Source organism: Acinetobacter sp. 148, assembly GCF_031196675.1.
Lineage (GTDB): Bacteria > Pseudomonadota > Gammaproteobacteria > Pseudomonadales > Moraxellaceae > Acinetobacter > Acinetobacter baumannii.
Genome location: NZ_JAVIMT010000039.1, coordinates 12,034 through 30,594 on the forward strand (window position 1 = coordinate 12,034; position 18,561 = coordinate 30,594).

General features: G+C 30.9%; 19 protein-coding genes and 9 pseudogenes. All 28 read left to right on the plus strand.

The genetic code is table 11. From position 1 onward, the window contains the following. Positions 1-116: 116 nt before the first annotated feature. Positions 117-780: pseudogene (locus RFX69_RS07070) on the plus strand (RHS repeat-associated core domain-containing protein); the annotation flags it as partial. 230 nt (positions 781-1,010) lie between these two features. Beyond that, entirely contained in the window at positions 1,011-1,193 is a 183-nt protein-coding gene (locus tag RFX69_RS07075) for a hypothetical protein (protein ID WP_227551827.1), read from the plus strand. A gap of 10 nt (positions 1,194-1,203) precedes the next feature. Further along, positions 1,204-1,632: a hypothetical protein gene (locus RFX69_RS07080; RefSeq protein ID WP_057053352.1), complete on the plus strand. Its 429-nt coding sequence runs from the start codon at positions 1,204-1,206 to the stop codon at positions 1,630-1,632. Positions 1,633-1,751: 119 nt separating this feature from the next. After that, positions 1,752-1,985: pseudogene (locus tag RFX69_RS19380) on the plus strand (RHS repeat-associated core domain-containing protein); the annotation flags it as partial. Positions 1,986-2,057: 72 nt separating this feature from the next. Continuing rightward, positions 2,058-2,432 (plus strand): annotated as a pseudogene (locus RFX69_RS19385) (AHH domain-containing protein); the annotation flags it as partial. Continuing rightward, the gene (locus RFX69_RS07090) at positions 2,432-2,761 is read left to right on the plus strand and encodes a hypothetical protein (protein WP_289333031.1); all 330 of its coding nucleotides are present in this window, start codon (positions 2,432-2,434) and stop codon (positions 2,759-2,761) included. The pseudogene RFX69_RS19385 and the gene RFX69_RS07090, both read left to right, overlap by 1 nt. Before the next feature lie 490 nt (positions 2,762-3,251). Beyond that, the gene (locus RFX69_RS07095; protein WP_000459780.1) at positions 3,252-3,770 is read left to right on the plus strand and encodes a hypothetical protein; all 519 of its coding nucleotides are present in this window, start codon (positions 3,252-3,254) and stop codon (positions 3,768-3,770) included. A 77-nt stretch (positions 3,771-3,847) separates the two neighbouring features. Beyond that, the gene (locus RFX69_RS07100) at positions 3,848-4,384 is read left to right on the plus strand and encodes a hypothetical protein (protein WP_001195547.1); all 537 of its coding nucleotides are present in this window, start codon (positions 3,848-3,850) and stop codon (positions 4,382-4,384) included. Positions 4,385-4,514: 130 nt separating this feature from the next. Beyond that, positions 4,515-5,872 (plus strand): annotated as a pseudogene (locus RFX69_RS07105) (RHS repeat-associated core domain-containing protein); the annotation flags it as partial. Between the two features lie 229 nt (positions 5,873-6,101). Next, a complete protein-coding gene (locus RFX69_RS07110) occupies positions 6,102-6,233 on the plus strand; it encodes a hypothetical protein (RefSeq protein ID WP_261471154.1) in 132 nt (43 codons plus the stop codon). Between the two features lie 79 nt (positions 6,234-6,312). After that, positions 6,313-6,726 (plus strand): NTF2 fold immunity protein, encoded by a 414-nt coding sequence (locus RFX69_RS07115; RefSeq protein WP_000110135.1) that lies wholly within the window; start codon positions 6,313-6,315, stop codon positions 6,724-6,726. A gap of 239 nt (positions 6,727-6,965) precedes the next feature. Then, positions 6,966-7,607: pseudogene (locus tag RFX69_RS07120) on the plus strand (RHS repeat domain-containing protein); the annotation flags it as partial. Between the two features lie 87 nt (positions 7,608-7,694). Then, positions 7,695-7,988 carry an HNH/ENDO VII family nuclease gene (locus RFX69_RS07125; protein WP_271049898.1) on the plus strand — a complete coding sequence of 98 codons (294 nt, stop codon included), beginning with the start codon at positions 7,695-7,697 and terminating at the stop codon, positions 7,986-7,988. A gap of 18 nt (positions 7,989-8,006) precedes the next feature. After that, positions 8,007-8,459 (plus strand): SMI1/KNR4 family protein, encoded by a 453-nt coding sequence (locus RFX69_RS07130; protein WP_271049899.1) that lies wholly within the window; start codon positions 8,007-8,009, stop codon positions 8,457-8,459. A gap of 348 nt (positions 8,460-8,807) precedes the next feature. After that, positions 8,808-9,377, plus strand: coding sequence for a hypothetical protein (locus RFX69_RS07135; protein ID WP_289333029.1), 570 nt, complete (start codon positions 8,808-8,810; stop codon positions 9,375-9,377). A gap of 187 nt (positions 9,378-9,564) precedes the next feature. Then, the gene (locus tag RFX69_RS07140) at positions 9,565-9,849 is read left to right on the plus strand and encodes a hypothetical protein (protein ID WP_309169048.1); all 285 of its coding nucleotides are present in this window, start codon (positions 9,565-9,567) and stop codon (positions 9,847-9,849) included. 195 nt (positions 9,850-10,044) lie between these two features. Continuing rightward, positions 10,045-10,836: pseudogene (locus RFX69_RS07145) on the plus strand (RHS repeat domain-containing protein); the annotation flags it as partial. Next, positions 10,824-11,219 (plus strand): hypothetical protein, encoded by a 396-nt coding sequence (locus tag RFX69_RS07150; protein ID WP_005111383.1) that lies wholly within the window; start codon positions 10,824-10,826, stop codon positions 11,217-11,219. The pseudogene RFX69_RS07145 and the gene RFX69_RS07150, both read left to right, overlap by 13 nt. Before the next feature lie 35 nt (positions 11,220-11,254). Beyond that, on the plus strand, positions 11,255-11,659 hold the full coding sequence (locus RFX69_RS07155) for a hypothetical protein (RefSeq protein WP_032011291.1): 405 nt from the start codon (positions 11,255-11,257) through the stop codon (positions 11,657-11,659). A 118-nt stretch (positions 11,660-11,777) separates the two neighbouring features. Continuing rightward, positions 11,778-12,116 (plus strand): annotated as a pseudogene (locus RFX69_RS07160) (hypothetical protein); the annotation flags it as partial. A gap of 307 nt (positions 12,117-12,423) precedes the next feature. Then, a pseudogene (locus RFX69_RS07165) lies at positions 12,424-13,423 on the plus strand (RHS repeat domain-containing protein); the annotation flags it as partial. Further along, positions 13,420-13,968, plus strand: a complete 549-nt coding sequence (locus RFX69_RS07170) for a hypothetical protein (RefSeq protein WP_000670742.1) — start codon at positions 13,420-13,422, stop codon at positions 13,966-13,968. The pseudogene RFX69_RS07165 and the gene RFX69_RS07170, both read left to right, overlap by 4 nt. 312 nt (positions 13,969-14,280) lie before the next feature. Further along, positions 14,281-14,529, plus strand: a complete 249-nt coding sequence (locus RFX69_RS07175) for a hypothetical protein (RefSeq protein WP_005128978.1) — start codon at positions 14,281-14,283, stop codon at positions 14,527-14,529. A gap of 172 nt (positions 14,530-14,701) precedes the next feature. Further along, complete coding sequence (locus tag RFX69_RS07180) at positions 14,702-15,142, plus strand: hypothetical protein (protein WP_016684911.1); 441 nt, start codon at positions 14,702-14,704, stop codon at positions 15,140-15,142. A gap of 279 nt (positions 15,143-15,421) precedes the next feature. Further along, positions 15,422-15,739, plus strand: coding sequence for a hypothetical protein (locus RFX69_RS07185; protein ID WP_001038419.1), 318 nt, complete (start codon positions 15,422-15,424; stop codon positions 15,737-15,739). Between the two features lie 202 nt (positions 15,740-15,941). Further along, entirely contained in the window at positions 15,942-16,886 is a 945-nt protein-coding gene (locus RFX69_RS07190) for a DUF4424 family protein (RefSeq protein ID WP_000731772.1), read from the plus strand. Between the two features lie 225 nt (positions 16,887-17,111). Continuing rightward, a pseudogene (locus RFX69_RS19390) lies at positions 17,112-17,362 on the plus strand (short-chain dehydrogenase); the annotation flags it as partial. A gap of 155 nt (positions 17,363-17,517) precedes the next feature. Next, complete coding sequence (gene mumR / locus RFX69_RS07200) at positions 17,518-18,429, plus strand: LysR family transcriptional regulator MumR (RefSeq protein ID WP_261471158.1); 912 nt, start codon at positions 17,518-17,520, stop codon at positions 18,427-18,429. Positions 18,430-18,561: the final 132 nt, after the last annotated feature.

Sequence of the window (18,561 nt, forward strand, 5' to 3'; positions counted from 1 at the left end):
TTTTGGAAATATACTTTGGGCAGATAAATCATTACATCTGATTAGTGATAAGCATCACAACACTAAAAATTAAAAAAAAAGAAGAAATCTGAATCTATCAAATTCTATTATGTGGTGTCTATGGCCGTATGGTGAAGAGCTGTAATAGTCAATATACGGCAGAATATCGCTATGATGCATTCAAAAGAGGAGTAAGCATCACCATACAGGTCGAGAACAGAACATCATTTATGGATGGGATGGCAATACACTTACTTATGAGTCGAATGAGCAAATTACCAAGCATTATATATATGAGAAAGATTCATTTGTACCGCTGGTACAGGCGGTTTATGCAGAAGAAATAGAGCTTCATCAAACACCTGTCTGGGCAGATAAGCCTTATAGTTTACAACGTGACCCATTATGGAAAGTAACCAAAACTGCAAAAGACTTTAAAGATTTTTGGTTCTATCATTGTGATCATTTGGGTACACCACAAAAAATGACTGACCATACTGGTTCAATTATTTGGAAAGCTGAATATAAAGCATGGGGTGAGTGTAAAGCAGAAAAAGCCAAGTCGAATTTCTTCGAAAACAGTGAAATTATTTCAAATAATATACGTTTCCAAGGGCAGTATTTTGATGAAGAGACAGGACTTCACTACAATAGAAACCGCTATTACTCACCTTATGTAGGAAGATTCATTTCTAAAGACCCGATTGGATTATTGGTGGGTCTAATATGTATCAGTATGCTCCTAATCCTATTGTATGGATTGATCCTCTAGGTTTAACAAAGATATTTAATAAAAAGACTACTCATATAGGAACAAAAACAAATATCGAATATACAGTTTATCAACAAGAAATAGACTGGGATCAAAAATTTACTACTCGTGGTGGGAAGACTGAAACAAATCTAGATAGAGCTTTAAGAGGTGATGCACATAGGATTAAACAGCTAATGGCTGGTCATCTGTTAATTTACATCACTCAAAACAAAATGCAAATAGGCCTTTATTCGAATTGTCTGGAAACAGCCATAGTAAAAATAGGGCCTTACCAGCTCTTCATCCGTATAGACCAAAACAGCATCCTGACTATCCTGTTAATAGAGATGATTTTAATGATGATAGGGACGGATATTGGAACGATAGAGCAAATAAAGAGTTAGAAAGACGAAATACTAGTAGTGGCTGTCCTTTATAAAGGTGAAATTATGTTAAGTTCTAAAGTAATTAATTATTTGAAGCAAAAAAATGCTTGGTTTGAAAATGTAGATATCGATTGTGAAAGGTATAGAGAGATTCTGAAAGAGTTAAATTTGGATACGAGCTCTGACTTTGGCATTTTCTATACACATGCAGAGGAAAATCCAGGAGGTTTTTATTCAAAAAAATTTGAATTATGGCAAATATGTTGGATGTATGAAAATAGTGATTATAGAGTTATTAATAATAGTTTAAGAAGAGATTTGAGTTTAAATGATAATTATTATGTAATTTCAGAGTTTGAGGGAGAAAGGGCATATTTTTATAATAAAGAGGAAAATAGTGTCGAAATAATTGGTTACTCTGAAAATGGAGTGGATGTTATTGAAAAGTGGGAATCATTTAATGATTTCTTAGAATGGTATTTTGAGATTTAATTTAGCTTTATAAGAGCCAACTGATCTAGAAAACGAATATAAGGCGTGAGGTGAACTCGTTTCTGCAAAGCAACGCTTTGTACAAATGCAAGACCTTGCGTCATATGGTTCATATGCTCAAAGCAGCAAAGTCAGCATTTAACTTTTTTGAAAATTCAGAAATCGTCACCAATAATATCCGCTTCCATGGTCAGTATTTTGATGAAGAGACAGCGCATCATTACAACCGTTATCGTTATTATTCGCCGTATGTAGGTAGATTTATTAGTAAAGACCCGATTGGATTGCTGGGTGGGTTTAATGTTTATGCATATGCACCGAATTCAACAAGTTGGATCGATGCTTTAGGACTAAAATCAGAATGGCAAAAGAATTGGGAGGTTGTACATGGAACATTACCAAAAGATTATGAAGTTCATCATATAATTCCAAAAAGTGCATCTTCAGTAAGAGCTGCGAAAACTATATGTCCTAATTTTGATGTAAATAATTCGGATAATTTAATAGCACTTCCTAAGAATAGTAATGTGAAACAAATAACAGGAGCTGGTTTTGGGAAAACTACACATAATGGTTACCATAAGGGGTATAGCCAAGCTGCTGAAGGAGCAATGAATATTGCTGCGAGAATGAAATCAAGTGTACCAGGATGTAAAAGATTGGCAATTATACAAGCGGGTTTAAAAAATCAATTAATTATTGGTAGACAAACTATGTATGGTAAAGGGCATCCAAATGGTGTACCAGGTGTGAAAAGCGATTGGAAAGGAACTGTTAGAAATCATGTTAGAGGTAAATAATGAAAAATTGGGATGAGGTCTTAGAGGCTGCTTCTGCATTTATTAATTTTTTAGAACAAGGAAATTTCTTTAATAAACCATTTCTGATAAGTGGAGATTATAAAATCATTACTGATGCTAAGGTTGGTATCAATTATGCTACGAATGATGACTTTGATAGTTTTGATGAATGGGAAACTGTTTCAAATTCATATGAAGTTTTTCCAGAAAGCTTTGAATGGAGCCAAAGAATTTCAGCTAAATTAGAAAAAAAAACTTTTTTGACTTTCATGAAAAAGACTTTAATGGAGCAGTCGAAAAATGGGAATATGATGAGTCTTGTTTATTAATTGAGTTAATGTATCGAGATATAGAAATAATTTTTCAATGCTATGCAAATGATTATTTTCCTAAAATTTGGAAAGATATTCTAGAAGTATATTTAAATGATGGGTTTCCCTGTGGTTGGGATGGCCATTTGCCAGAAGGAAAGTTGGTTGTTTTTTCAAATGAATAGTATTGTGAAGTAATTCTCAAGACGTAAATAAAGCCTCATTATTAAACAAATGAGGCTTTTTATTATAATCTTCCAAAAGAAAAGTATACTAAATCTCCAAGTATTCATACTAACAGTTCGAGTACTGGTCAGAATTGGAATAAAACTTGGGGAGGAATTTTAAACCAAGTTGAAGCTATGAATTTGTCACAAGCTGAATCGAAGGAAATCTTAGAGCAACGCTTGAGAACATTAGCAAGGAAAGAGCGTATTGGAAAGCACAATGCTACAGCTGTTAAAGGTACAAACTTTTTTCAATTACAGTAAGTTAAAAGGTATATGAAATGTTTGATAAATTAATGACAGATCGAGAAATTAAAGCGAAATTATTTGAAAGAAGTAGCGAAATAAAGAAATTTGGCAAACTACCTAAGCTTGATGATAATTATTTATCTTTTTTAAGTAAATATAGAGAAATAGAAATTACACCTGATATTATAATTTTTGGGTACGAAATAGCATTAAAAGAAAATCAATATCTTCATGAAAATTATCCTGAAATTAGTGAGAAAGTTTGGATAATTGGTCGTACTGGTCAAGGTGATGAGTGGTTTGTAAATAAGACAAAAAATAATATCTTGTTTTATGATCATAACCAAGGAAAGTATCTGAATATTAATCAGTTTTTAGATATGAAAATTAATTTTGAAAACTTTCTTAAAATGGCATTTTCTTATCAACAACTTGAAGAAGAATTGGATATAAACGAAGAGCTTAATAAAGTTGAACAAGATCAATTTAAGAAATTAGTCAATTCTATTAATGAAGGTTTATATGAAAGATATCCCTTTGAATATTTTTAGTTTTGTGTTGAGTTTGAGTGATTTTTAGATAAAAATATTTGATATTATTTAATTTTATTAAAAAGGGAGTCTTAATAGTGCAGGTTTGTTTTAAAAAATTATTAGAGGAAGTTGATAAATATAATGAAATAATTTATGGTGAAAGATTCCTTATTAATCCGGATAATTTTGATAATGATGATCTGTTTAAAAGCTATTTAAGTTGTATTCCTGAAAATGATTTTAATATTGATCTAGGAGGGAATATAAATGATTTTTTAGGAAAAGATTCGTTAGACAATATTCAATATATTTTTGAAGATATATTCAATGGGGAAAGTGTTACAGTATTCTTAACACAGCATGATTTAAATGTCGTATACATAAATCATAATAATGGCGAGATAGGAGCATGTATTTCAGGCGATGAATTACATATCATTGCTAAAAATTTATTTGATTTTTTTTCGCAAATTAATGTTGTACAAAATTTAATTATTGACTTATATGAATCTAACCCTAGAGGTGAAAATGGAGGATATAAGACAGGTTTCTTAGAAGAACTAAAGAAAATTCTTATAAAAGAAAATGTAGTATTGGATGTAGACTATTTTTTAGAATTTTTTTATGGTTAAGGTATAAAGGGTATTCCAAAATTAAAAGTAGTACTTCTATATATTTGAAGTACTACTTTAAAATAAGATGTTTAATAGGGTGATTTTTGAGCTCTTAAAAAACTAATTGTTTAATTATATTGTTAGAAATACTGATAAAACTTATATCTACGTAGTAAACAAAAAAATTGTAAATACTGTTAATAAATTTGAACTTGAAATAAATTTCTTGGGATACCAAAACATTAATAGTGTTTCGTATGGTAGCGGTCATGTACAAAGTTTAATAGTAAACGGCCAAGACTTTGTTAGCTCTGAGCGTGATGATTTACACCGTAAAATCGTTCGTCACTATGCCAACGGAATTAGCCAAGAACAACATTACGATACGATGGGACGTTTAACCCAACAAAATATTGTTAATGGTCATGAGTTCGGGTATCCGTCAAATGATCAAGTTAGCCAGACCCAATGCAATTCAAGAAACCCAGCAGTTGAATCAACGTTTATATCAGTACGATAAAACTGGTCAATTAACAAGAATTAATAATACGCGTAGAGGGAATATCAATTATAAATATGACCCAGTTGGGCGTTTGCTTGAGGCTAGTAGTAAGTTAGGTAAAGAAACGTTTAGTTTTGACCCAGCGAGTAATATTCTAGATTCATACCATAGTCAGAAAGTTCAAAGCCATTCACAAAAGCTAGATCAAACAGGCTATGGTTATAATCGTTTGGTTAACAACGTAGTTAAAGAATATTTAGACCAAAAATACAAATATGATGTTTATGGACAACTTGTTTGCCAGAAATCAACTAAGGGTAATTTATATCTTGAGTGGGAAGCATGTGGGCGACTGATTAAAAGTCGTAATGCTGAATATACGGCAGAGTACCGCTATGATGCTTTAGACCGCCGTATTCAAAAAAGAAGTAAACATCATCATACTGGTGGTGAGTATAACATCATTTATAGCATTTATGGATGGGATGGCAATACACTTGCTTATGAGTNNATTATATATATGAGAAAGATTCATTTGTACCGCTGGTACAGGCGGTTTATGCAGAAGAAATAGAGCTTCATCAAACACCTGACTGGGCAGATAAGTCTTATAGTTTACAACGTGACCCATTATGGAAAGTAGCCAAAACTGCAAAAGACTTTAAAGATTTTTGGTTCTATCATTGTGACCATTTGGGTATGCCACAAGAAATGACGGATCATACAGGTGCGTTCATTTGGAAAGCTGAATATAAGGCTTGGGGTGAGTGTAAAGCTGAAAAAGTTAAATCTAACTTCTTTGAAGACTCTGAGATCATCAGTAATAATATCCGTTTCCAAGGTCAGTATTTTGATGAAGAGACAGGATTACATTACAATCGCTATCGATATTATTGCCTTATTTGGGGCGGTTCATAAGTAAAGATCCATTAGGGTTTTTAGGAGGAGAAAATAAATATTTATATGCTCCAAACCCTTTAAAATGGATAGACCCATTAGGGCTTTTAGTTACTCCAAAATAGACTAGAGGTGCCAATGGGCGTGTTGAGAGAGTTCAAGCAACAGTATTAAAGAGTGATTTAAATACAGGAACTAGTACAAATACTAGTTCAATTACTGAAGCAAGAAGAATGGGAAATTGTAGTAAGGTACAAGCTGGTCATTTACTGGCTAAAAGATTAGGGGGCAAGTGGTGATGTTGGTCATGTAGTCCCACAAACTCCTGGGATAAATATGGGAACTTATCGCGTTTATGAAGGAAAAGTGACAAAAGATGTGGAAGCTAATGGTTCTGCAAAAATAGATATAAGATTTATTTACCCTAATCCAACAAGTAAAATGCTGGTAAAATGTCAAGTGGTATAATTTATCAATATGACTCAGGAGGTAAAACGCGTGTTCAACCTTTCGCTAATCCAACTCCGTATAAATAAAGGTAATTATTATGAGCGTAGAAAATGCAAAATTAGTATTAGAAAATTTTATTAATCAAATGAAAGATTGGGAGAAAAAATGGGGAAATATTTTAGAAAAAAATCCTGATCTTATTTTTAATGAGGAGGGGATGGAAAGTCGTTTAAACGAATTAGTAATGATCCAGAATGAATATTTGTCAGATAAAGCATTATCATTAAAACAAGACAGAAGAATTACTTTAACTTTTGGTATTCCTCCTGAGTATGAACAAGTCATATCAAAAGAAAATATTATAAATGAGAGGAAAATTGAGTTTTACACGAAAAATAATGAAGGTAAAGAAAGTAGATTTTATACATTAATTTATGAAAATAATAACTGGAAAATTGATATTATGAAAATTGACTCATTGGATTGGAAGTCTAGTCGACAAGTATTTTAATAAATAAGTTATATTGGTAAAGGCTATTTATTATATGAAACAGATAACCTTCATCAAATACTTGATTGGGTAGATAAGCAACATAATTTATAACGTGACCCATTATAGAAATTAATGAAAACTGGGAAATATTTTTATAATTGTGGGTCACATTTTGTCCAGACGGGCAGATTATTGACTGGTTGACCTATGGTAGCGGTCATGTACAAATTTTAATAGTGAATGGTCAAGACCTTATTAGTACGGCAGAGTGCCGCTATGATGCATTAGGTCGCCGTATTCAAAAAAGAAGTAAACATCATCATACCGGTGGTGAACATAACATCATTTATAGATGGGATGGAGATACACTTGCTTATGAGTCGAATGAGCAAATTACCAAGCATTATATATATGAGAAAGATTCATTTGTACCGCTGGTACAGGCGGTTTATGCAGAAGAAATAGAGCTTCATCAAACACCTGACTGGGCAGATAAGTCTTATAGTTTACAACGTGACCCATTATGGAAAGTAACGAAAACAGCAAAAGACTTTAAAGATTTTTGGTTCTATCATTGTGACCATTTGGGTATGCCACAAGAAATGACGGATCATACAGGTGCGTTCATTTGGAAAGCTGAATACAAGGCTTGGGGTGAATGTAAAGCTGAAAAAGCTAAGTCAAATTTCTTTGAAAATAGTGAAATTATTTCAAATAATATCCGTTTTCAAGGGCAATATTTCGACCAAGAAACAGGTCTTCATTACAACCGTTATCGTTATTATTCACCGTATGTGGGGCGTTTTATTTCCAAAGGTCCTATTGGGTTATTGGGTGGAGATAATGTATATGCTTATACGCCGAAACCAGTGGAATGGGTTGATCCTTTGGGGCTAAATCGTAACCCAATTTCATTCACTGATAGTCGTGGAACAAAATTATAAGTTACAGGATATACAGATTTAAGCCATTTAAGTGATAAACAATTGAAACAATTGTATCATGCAAATAATAATTCTGGTTTTGGTTTATCGGGTAAAGACAAACAAGGAAATACGATTGTATTACATCATTATAAGCAAAATGCAAAAGGTCCTATAGTTGCTATGCCTCAAAAGCATCATGACAAACCTCATACAAACCCTGGACAACATCCTTGTGGTAAGAAAAAAGGTGGAGGATTAACGAGTCAGGAAAGAGATGATTTTAATAATTGGAGAAAAGAGTATTGGAAAGATTCAGCGCAAAGAGAGTTACAGAAGCGTAATTCATCAATATAGTTTAAGATTTTTTGAGAAATGAAAATTGATTTGTTAAATAGATTGTCGGAGTTCTATAAAGATAACCCTGAAATGAAAGGAGTTCCATTAACTTTGAACGATATTAATCAGGTGGAAACTACTTTGCAGATAAAACTTCCTGATGGCTATAAGTTATTTGTTAGTACATATGGTGGATCATATGCAGGTTTAGCTATATATGGTTTAAAAAATGCTGAGATGATGGGAGACGAAACTGTTATTGATTTGACCAATAGAGCAAGAAAGCTTTTAGATGAGTTGAAAGTTAATAATTATATTTTAAAATCAATAGTGATTTCGGATGATGGGGCTGGAAATCCTATTTTTATAAATGAGAAGGGGGAAGTATATATTTATTATGTGGATAATGATGAGTACGAGAAGTTGGGAGATTCTTTAGGAGAGGTAATAGAAGAAACTTTCATGAGTGGTGATTATTTAAATATATGAAAATAGTATATATATTTAAATTTTAAAGACTAGAATTAACTTTAATAAAGAATGAATGGTTATGTGTAATATAATTGATTTAACTTCATATTTTAATTGTTTGAAAGTCATCTATACTATAGGTGTAAATGGCTTTAATTTTTTAACTCTAAAATACTTGATAATTTTGAAGATAAAGTAATAACTTCTTTTAAATAAATTTGGGTTGGTAAAATAAAATATAAATTTTAAAATTAAGTATGTTTTTGAAATGAATTCTATTTTACTATTAATAATTAAGTTGAGATATTTTTTATCTTAACTCTTGGTATCTCTGAGAAATTTGATAAAGGAAAAATTGGAATTTTAATGAGAAATGAACTTTCAAACTTTAAAGAATTAATTGAGTCATCAATTTTTTTAGAAAATATTGGTAAAGAAAATATTAATAAATTTAATTTAAATTATACTTGTATTTCATATGATGAAATAAATGAAATTGCTAATTCAGATAAAACTATAAATTGTGATACTGTAATAATGAATAATTTCAGATCTCTAATTTATAATGATTTAGGTCAAAATGGTTTAAAGGAATATAATAAGTTTGTTGTAGAAAATAGAAATGAATTTTTTTTAATAAAAGATGAAGTTTTTAGTATATTTTCAAGGAGAAGTCTATCTGAAGATGTAGCTTTGAGCTTCATGGAAATATATTTTAACTCAATTTTAGAGGATTATTTTAAAGAAAAATATTCAATTAATTTCTATTTCTTTCATGATTTATTAGAGTTTTTTAACAAGGGTCATGTAGTTTGTGGTTATCAGTTTTTAACAGCTAAACATAGGAAGTTATATAATATATTAAGTTATGCTGTTGATAATTTTTCATTAAAAAATTCTTTGGATAAAGATAAAATTTTAGTTTTTGTTTATTAAACAGTTTCACTCTATATTGTATGGTTTTTAGAATTCTGCAGATAGGGTGTTTATATGAAAATATTGATAAATAATTCAGGTGTAATTTGGAATTTATATCCATATTGCTATACTTTTCCCAAGTTAAGTAGTAAAGCCTCTGGTTTTCTAAGACAATGAATAAAAAATTAGGGTTTTAGGTATAAATATGTCCGTAATTGAAATGCAAAAAAATATATGTAAAAAATTTAATTCTAAGTTTGTGAAACCTTNNCCAATTACAGGAATACGTAATATACTTGAAGAAGGAGAAAATATCTCATGGTTTTTCTATTGTGGAGAATTTTCTGAAGATGATGATTTCTTTAAACCAATGCATATATCTCATTTAGAAAACTATCTTCCCGAAGTTATTCCTTATTTAGCATTAGAAGAAGGTTTTAAATTTGTAATAGATAAACAGGGTTACGAAGATGTATGGAAAGAAGAATAGATACTAAATTTATATTTTTTAACTTATAAGATATTTAGTATAATAACTCATTTCTATGAAGACTCTTTAGGATGCTACTGTAAATAACTAAGTGATTCAAGAAATGATTTATTAAAAAGATAACGTCTCTGTACAACAAATGAATATTTTAATTAAAATACTAAAATAATTTTAAGAAATAAAATTAATATTAAAAATCAAACCTTAGATTGGTCAGATAGATCTTATAATATACACCGAGCTCCGCTTTGGGAAATTGAAAAACAGGGTAAAGAATTTGATGATGTATGGTTCTATCACTGCGACCATTTAGGCACACCGCAAGAAATGACGGATCATACAGGTTCGGTCATTTCGAAAGCTGAATATAAGGCTTGGAGTGAGTGTAAAGCTGAGAAAGCTAAATCTAACTTCTTTGAAGACTCTGAGATCATCAGTAATAATATCCGTTTTCAAGGGCAATATTTCGACCAAGAAACAGGGCTTCATTACAACCGTTGTCGCTATTATTCGCCGTATGTAGGGCGGTTTATTAGTAAGGACCCGATTGGATTGTTGGGTGGCTCTAATATTTATGTTTATGCACCGAGTCCTGTCGGCTGGGTTGATCCTTTGGGATTAGAACGAATAAAATCACCTAAGACAATTCGATATAGTCAAAATGGCTATAGCCCATGTTTTGGAGATGGAGGTAATGTGAATGGTCTGGCGCATAGATTGGTAGCGGATCCGTCTTATGCCGTTAAAGTCGAACCGATTAGATTGGTGAGATTTAAAGATCTTCCACAGAATGTTCAGGCAAAGTTATTGGAACAAGGTGTCAAAAGCAATATGGTGTATTCACTCGACAATAGAAGGTTAGCCGCTGCAAAACAGTCAAAAACTGGCGTAAATACACGATGGGCTACTCCTGAAGAAATACAGCAAGAAGCCACTTTACGTCGATTCACAACAAATGATGCAGGAAAAACTATATGTCACAATTAAATTTTTTACCAATTCATACAAAATTTGGGATTCTTTCATCTCGCACTGATTTTTGGTTAAATGAGTTTAAATTTAATCCACAAGGCAATAACTTGGAAGTTGATTTAACATTTAGTCAGATTAAAAAAGATGAAAAGGGTAAAAGTTTTAAATCTTCTGAGTTGTTATCAATTGTTTTTACAAATGTGAATAACTTTAAAATGTTTCAATATGATGATTTTGAGCATATTTATTCGCATAAATCCAATTCAAATTTAGATTATACAAATTATGACAAGAATGGCTTGAATCTCTATCTTTTATGGACATATGATCACTGCTTTGAAATATATGCGAAAGGTTATTCTTTTTTACCAACTGTAAATGATAGGAATGTAACTTAATTAGAAATAGGTTATATAGAGTTTCATTTAAATCTATGAGTTTATTAGAGATAATTAAAAATAGCGATAATTCAAAGTTATTGGATTTGAGTTGTGATCAACATGAAATTATGTTGACTATAGCTCATGATTATTTTGATAAAATTATTCGTATCACTTTTCCTTTTCAAAACTTTTTTAGTAATTTTTCGAGTAAAAGTGATGGTATATGTTTTTTATCTATTGAAAATATAAAAGACATACTAAATGTAAAAAATGGAGTGTATATTCCTTCTATAGATTTTGGTGATTTTATGTATGAAGTGAGAGAAGGTAATAGCAGTGGATATGGTTTGAGAGAAAGTAAATTTAAAACTTTTTTTAAAGTTATAGGAAGCTTTAAAGTAGTCATTCCTGTTGAAAATTTTGAAAAAATCAAAATTGAATTTTTAAATAATTAATAGATAAAGTTTTAAAAGTATTAGTCTGGCTAATGTTTTTAAAACTTAAATAATTCTTAGGTGTGTTTTTAATATATAGTTGAAATATTCATAACTTTTTAACTAATTTGTAGATTTTATGAGCTTTTATACAATTTATCCGTCTGAGTATGTTGATAGAGATTTTTCTTTTGATTTGAAAGGGAAGCAAGAAATTATTGTTGATTATTTTAAATTTGACTTAAGTAATCAATTTTTAAAAAATCCTAGAATAAATCTAGATTATGATAATATTTTTTCTGATCAATTGAATGAAATATTGGAGATAGATTTTTATTATTCATCTTCAGGAATTTTACTTTTTTCAAAAAGATTTTTTAATGAAATGAAGGAAGTTCTTGCAGACGAATGTGATTTCTATCAATGTTATGTAAGAAATCAAGAAGCAGATATTTACGCCATGTATATTAAAAGAAAAAATAATTTATTAGATGAAGATGACTTTATAAAAAATGATCTTGTAATAGATGACTTTTTTATTGTTAGAGATACTGATAAACCATATATCTACGTAGTGAGCAAAAAATTTGTAGATATTGTTAATAAATTTAAATTCAAAATGAATTTCTTGCAATACTAGAATTAATAATATTTTAATAGTGAATTAATTATTTAAATTATTAATTCACTATTAGGTCTGAAGATTTTTTATTTTTGGCAATATGTGATGTTTAGAATAATGTACAGTGAGTTATATATGGGCAATACGGTTTAGTATATAAAATACGGCAGAATATCGCTATGATGCATTAGGACGCCGTATTCAAAAGTGGAGTAAACATCACCATACAGGTCAAGAACATAACATCATTTATGGATGGGATGGCGATACGCTTGCTTATGAGTCGAATGAGCAAATTACCAAGCATTATATATATGAGAAAGATTCATTTGTACCACTGGTACAGGCCATTTATCCAGAAGAAATAGAGCTTCATCAAACACCTGACTGGGCAGATAAGCCTTATAGTTTACAACGTGACCCATTATGGAAAGTAACGAAAACACCAAAAGACTTTAAAGATTTTTGGTTCTATCATTGTGACCAATTTGGGTACACCACAAGAAATGACGGATCATACAGGTGCGGTCATTTGAAAAGCTGAATATAAGGCTTGGGGTGAGTGTAAAGCTGAAAAAGCTAAATCTAACTTCTTTGAAGACTCTGAGATCATCAGTAATAATATCCGCTTCCAAGGGCAATATTTTGACCAAGAAACAGGGCTTCATTACAACCGTTATCGCTATTATTCCCCATATGTAGGTAGGTTTGTAAGTAAAGACCCAATTGGATTGCTGGGTAGTAGTAATATATATGCATATGCACCGAATCCAGTGGAGTGGATTGATCCTCTTGGATTAATGAGTGAATGTGAAAAAAGACAATTGATTTTTAATCAGAAATTAACAAAAATTAAAAGTTTAATAGCTGTACATGATTATACAAATCGCGGCAACGTTAATTTGAAAATCTCTGGAGGTGTTAGTGGCGCAATTGGTTATACAAAAGCGACAGGAACACTTGTTGGAGGAAGCGATCATATTAAAAAAGGAAAAGATTTATTAAAAGGATTCAAAGATACCATGAAGACTATTGATAAAGCACATAGCCTTTGTGATAAACATAAAGCAAGATTCCATGCTTACGGTGATCCATATATTAGAAAATTAGAAAATTCTCTAGCATTACCAACGAAAGTTCCATTAACTGGGAAGTCGACATGAAGTTTTTAAGTGAAAACATTGAAATATCAATTTTAAAGCAATGGTTGAGCGATGATTTTTTTGAAATTTGGGTTCATCCTCAGTTAGTGACAGGTTTTAATAAGAAAGATCTAAAGACTGCTGAGTTTAAATATATTGAAAATCACTATAACTCTTGTGAAGAGACTAGTGATGAATATGACGTTGTGATAACTGACTATTTGTCTGGCTGTTTAACACAGGACAGTTTTAATTTGGTTAATGAAATTTCGGTTAAAGATTTTATGTCAGCAGTTTTATATTCGATAACAAAACTATATTCATCTTATGCAGCATATCCATTTGCTTGGAATGGAGCTTATTTAGTTAGAAAAGATAATCTGGACTTTATTTTTTATGAAATATATAAAGAATTTTACTCATTAGATAGTGAGCATTTAAAAAATATATTAAGGGTTTTTTGTATTGAATTATTAAGTGGGCATATTGATGGATTAAATAGTGTAAATCAGGATAAGTATAAAGAAATAGAAGATTATAGAACCGATAAAACTTATATGTATTAGTTTTTTATGATAAATGCTTAATATTTTTTAATAGGGTAAAAGAAATAGCTTGATTCTAAAATATGCTTTTACCATTTATATGGTAATTATATTGATTTGATAAAAATTACTGGTAGATGTAATGGTTTTGGTCTGGAAGAGGATTAAATACGAATCTTTAAGTTAATATATATTAAATATTAATAGCTTTTAAGTTTTTAACTTGGAATTTATTAATAATATAATATTGTGTTTTTAAATGAGAGTCCAAAGATTAAGTGGGTCATTTTTAATTTTTATTTAAGTGTAGTAATGTAGTTTAAGTTGTTATTTATGAAATTTGAAGAGTTTAATAAACTTGTAGATAAGCTTTCGGAACAGGAAGAATATGAAAAAGTTGATGAAATCCTAGATGATCAAATAGATGAAATAATAAAGTTAGATAGTAAAGAAATCGAAAAATATTTAATGCTTTATGCCTCATTAGCAGGAGATGCTGAATCTTTAGCTAGATTTTATAAATTATTTAATAAGGCAGTATCTTTAGGAAAAATTAAACAGACTGATTTAAAAAAAATATGAGGAATTATCACCAGCTAATAGATGGTTATAGTTTGTATAAAATTTCAAAATAGAACTTTATATTTGCTATTAGGTGCTATTTTAGATAATTCTGAAAATTTTTCATATGTAAATCAAAAATTAATTTAAATTTTTATTGTAATTTTAATATAGTAGGACTAGTGCATAAGTTATGAATTTAATTAAAGATATTGAAGGGTTTTATAGAAAATATGAGATTGATTTTTCAAAAATGCCATTACATTTAACTGATGAAATTAATGAGTTTATGAGCCCTTTATGGAAGGGAACAACAGGCAAAATGAATTGGGAAATCACAAATACAGACTTTTTAAAATTGAGTTTTCCAAATGAAATTAATAATACAGTGATAAATAAAATTGTCTCGAATTTGAAATTTAAATTATTAAATGAGGAGAGCGTATATTTATATTTTTCTGGATCTGAACCAGTGATTAAGATAAATACTAACGAATTTTTTCTAAATTTATTTAACTTTATGGATGAATTTTGTTTTCTGGATTTTATTTATTTTTTAAGTATAGATAGTTCCAAAAAAGATATAAAATTAGTGGAGTTGAGAATTTTTGAATATATATGCGGGAATTTATGATTTTATGTTAATCTTGATAATTAGGGGGTTACATAAATAATTTTAAATAAATTTTTCTTGAAACACTATAAAATTAATAATCTTATTTCTTAGGTATTGAATAGAAAGAGTAAACATCCATACTTACAAAGAGCATGGTAATATCTTTACGACAACTCAACTATCAATAAAACTGAAAGAATCTAACTTTTATGATCAAGAAAAAGTAGTTATCTTAATCAGACTTGAGCACAAACTCTTAAAGTGCTCCTTTTTAGTTTGATTTTTTAGGTATTTAAAATGAATAAAATGCATGTAACTTTAGCTGTAGTGGTTGGTTTAATTATTGGTGGTGTAGTCGGTGCGATAGGTTACTCTAAAACGGCCGCACGTTATGATGCGATGACCACCGCATGTGTAATGGTGAATCAGGCAGTTGAACATGAAATCTTGAAGCCTGAACAAGTGAAAGAGTTAGGTGAGCTCACAGGTCAAACCCTTAAAAAAGATTATGCTTCTGTTGCATCAAAATTTAAGTTTTCTGAAAAGCAATTAGGTAATGCTTCTGAAGGTTCAAATTGTAGTCAGTTTATTGTTGGTGTGAACGCAGGACAGTAACCACGTGTGATGTTATAAAAATTACCTTCAATTACTTTTAATTTATAACGATCAACCGTCCTTAAGGGCGGTTGATGTAATTTACAGTATTTTATATTTTGTAGGTTTTAGAAGAATGGAAAATATTAACAGCACTTAATCTTAAAACAGCTATCATTTAGGTTGATATTTCATAAACAAAAGACGATATAGAGACTTTAAAATGAAAAAGCTTGCAATAACCTTAGCTGTTTTGATTCCACTTTCAACTTATAGCTTTGCCAATGACTCGACTGGTTATGTCGGTACAGGTGGTATTCAGTATTTAAAAAATGCACAAGTTGCGATGCAAAGTGAGGATCTATTTATTAGTAAAAAAATCATTAAAGTCGATTATCTATATAAAAACTTAAGTAATAAGGATGCGAAGGAAACCGTTTTATTTCCGCTACCACGTGTAGATAACTTTTTTGAAGCAGATTTTGCAAATACTGAAGCACTTTTAAAAAGCTTTAAAATTGTGGTGGATGGTAAAAATATAAAACCAGAAATGCATGTTAGAACGTTTATTCAAAAAGATGAAAAATCACCTTTAATGGATGTAACCGAAGAGTTTAAGCAATGCGGTTTTACTGAAAAAGACATGCTGAATCCATGGATTCGTAGTAACTATGATTATTTGAATTATCAAGATAAGCTAAACAAATGTAATAAACCACAAATGCAGAAAATTTTAGCTCAATTTGAAAAAGATGATGTGATCCCGTGGTCATCTCAAGTCATTTATAGCTGGAAGCAAACCTTTAAAGCCAATAGTTTGACCAAAATTCATCATGAATATAAACCTTTAGTCGGTGGATCTGTAGGTCTCACACCAGATGAAGATAGCAAGCGATTTTGCATGGATAAACAATTTAAACAGGGTCTTAAAAAAGCTCAGGCAGAACATTCGCCGTTTAGTGCTTTAGGTTATATTTTGACAACAGGCGCTAACTGGGCAAAACCTATTGAAAACTTTAAGTTAACGATTGAACGTGATAAAGGCGAACTAGTTTCATTTTGTTGGGATGGCAAAGTCAATAAAATTAGTCCGACTCAATTTGAAATGATAAAAACCAAGTTCGTACCAAAACAAAACTTAGACATTATTTTTGTTCATCTGCCATAAGCTCATACAAACTTTAAATTGTATAAAATGCATCACTTTTGATTGTGTGTCATAACCTAACCATGGCGCACAATAACAAGAGGAAGCCGTATGTTACTCAAGGGAAAAGTATTAGTAATTTTTTTGAGGCAGTGGCGCAATTGGCTCTGCTATTGCAAATGTTTTAATCCGTGAAGGAGCACATGTTTATTTATGCGCAAGAGATTTAAAGAAACTACAAAATTCGGTGGGCGCTCACATGCAATAGTTAATGTTGTTCAAGCGGGTTCGTATACACGTGAATTGTTTGAGTCTAAAGCACAGGTAAGGGGCTTAACATAGGACAATGGCTAGAAGGTGCTGCTCAGAGTACTATGCTAAAGCGATTACCCACACTTTCACAAGTTGCAGAAACCGTTGTTTTTCTTGCATCAGAGCATGTGAACTCAATGGCGGCAACGGTTGTAAACATGACTGCTGGTGCAATAATCAATTAGAATTCTTATCTTTCCATATTTATTTCAAAAACTTAAATTAATATTTACTATTCTGATTTAAAGAAGCTCAAATAAAAACGAATAAATGGGTAGCCTAACTCAGCTAAAAGCTTACATACTATAAAAGTAAAGGAATTTTTAAGACAGGACGAAACGTGAATTTAAAGAATCTTGAAGCATTTTACTGGGTGGTGACTTTAAATAGCTTCAATAAGGCAGCAACTAAATTACAAACCACGCAGCCTGCGGTATCTCAAAAAATCACATCTCTTGAAAATGAATTAGGTTTTAAAGTTTTAGACCGGAGCTTGCGGCAGTTTAAACTGACCCATAAAGGCATGACATTATTTAAGTATGCTGAAAAGTTTATGCGTTTAGAAACTGATTTGGTTGCAGAGCTTACCGAAGATCAGCACCTGACCGGAACCATACGTTTGGGTGTTTCCGAAACTATTGTCTATACGTGGTTAGTTGAATATATCGAAAAGGTTCAACAAGAGTTCCCAAAAATTTCAGTAGAAATTGTGGTAGATCTGACCCCTAACTTGCAAGAAGGTGTTCGGACAGGCGACTTGGACATGGCCTTTTTGCTTGGGCCAACTTTGGCTTTTGAATGTATTGAGCAGTCGCTTTGTAACTTTGAACTGAGTTTCTTGGCGGCACCATCTTTTAAAGGTGGAATTGGGCAAATGTCTTTTAAAGCCTTAATGTCGCATACCATTTTAACCTATCCAAAAATTACCTATCCCTATAAAGAATTAAAGGCAAAAATGAAAGAAAAGGGGATTGATGAACCACTTTCTATTACCAGTTATTCTTTGGCGACGTTATTGCGTCTAGCCGAGCAAGGTTTGGGTATTGCGGTCGTGCCAACCTTAACGGCATTAAAGGAAATTACCGACGGACGATTGGAAATATTAAATACGCCCATCCGTTTAAAAACCTTTCATTTCACGTCTATTTATATTCATGGTAATGACGTTGCTTTGAAAGAAAAATTAACTGAAGTAGCGGTTCAGGTTTCAGAAAGTGCCATGAAAAGACTCAATGAACAAATTAAAAAATAAGATGTTTCTTGAATGCTTTTTATCCCTATTTTTTCTTATTAAAAAAAGCTGTTTTGTAGGTAAAACGATAAAAGCAGCTTATGTACTTTAATAAGTAAAATTTATCCCACTCTTCCTTTTGAAGATAAGTTT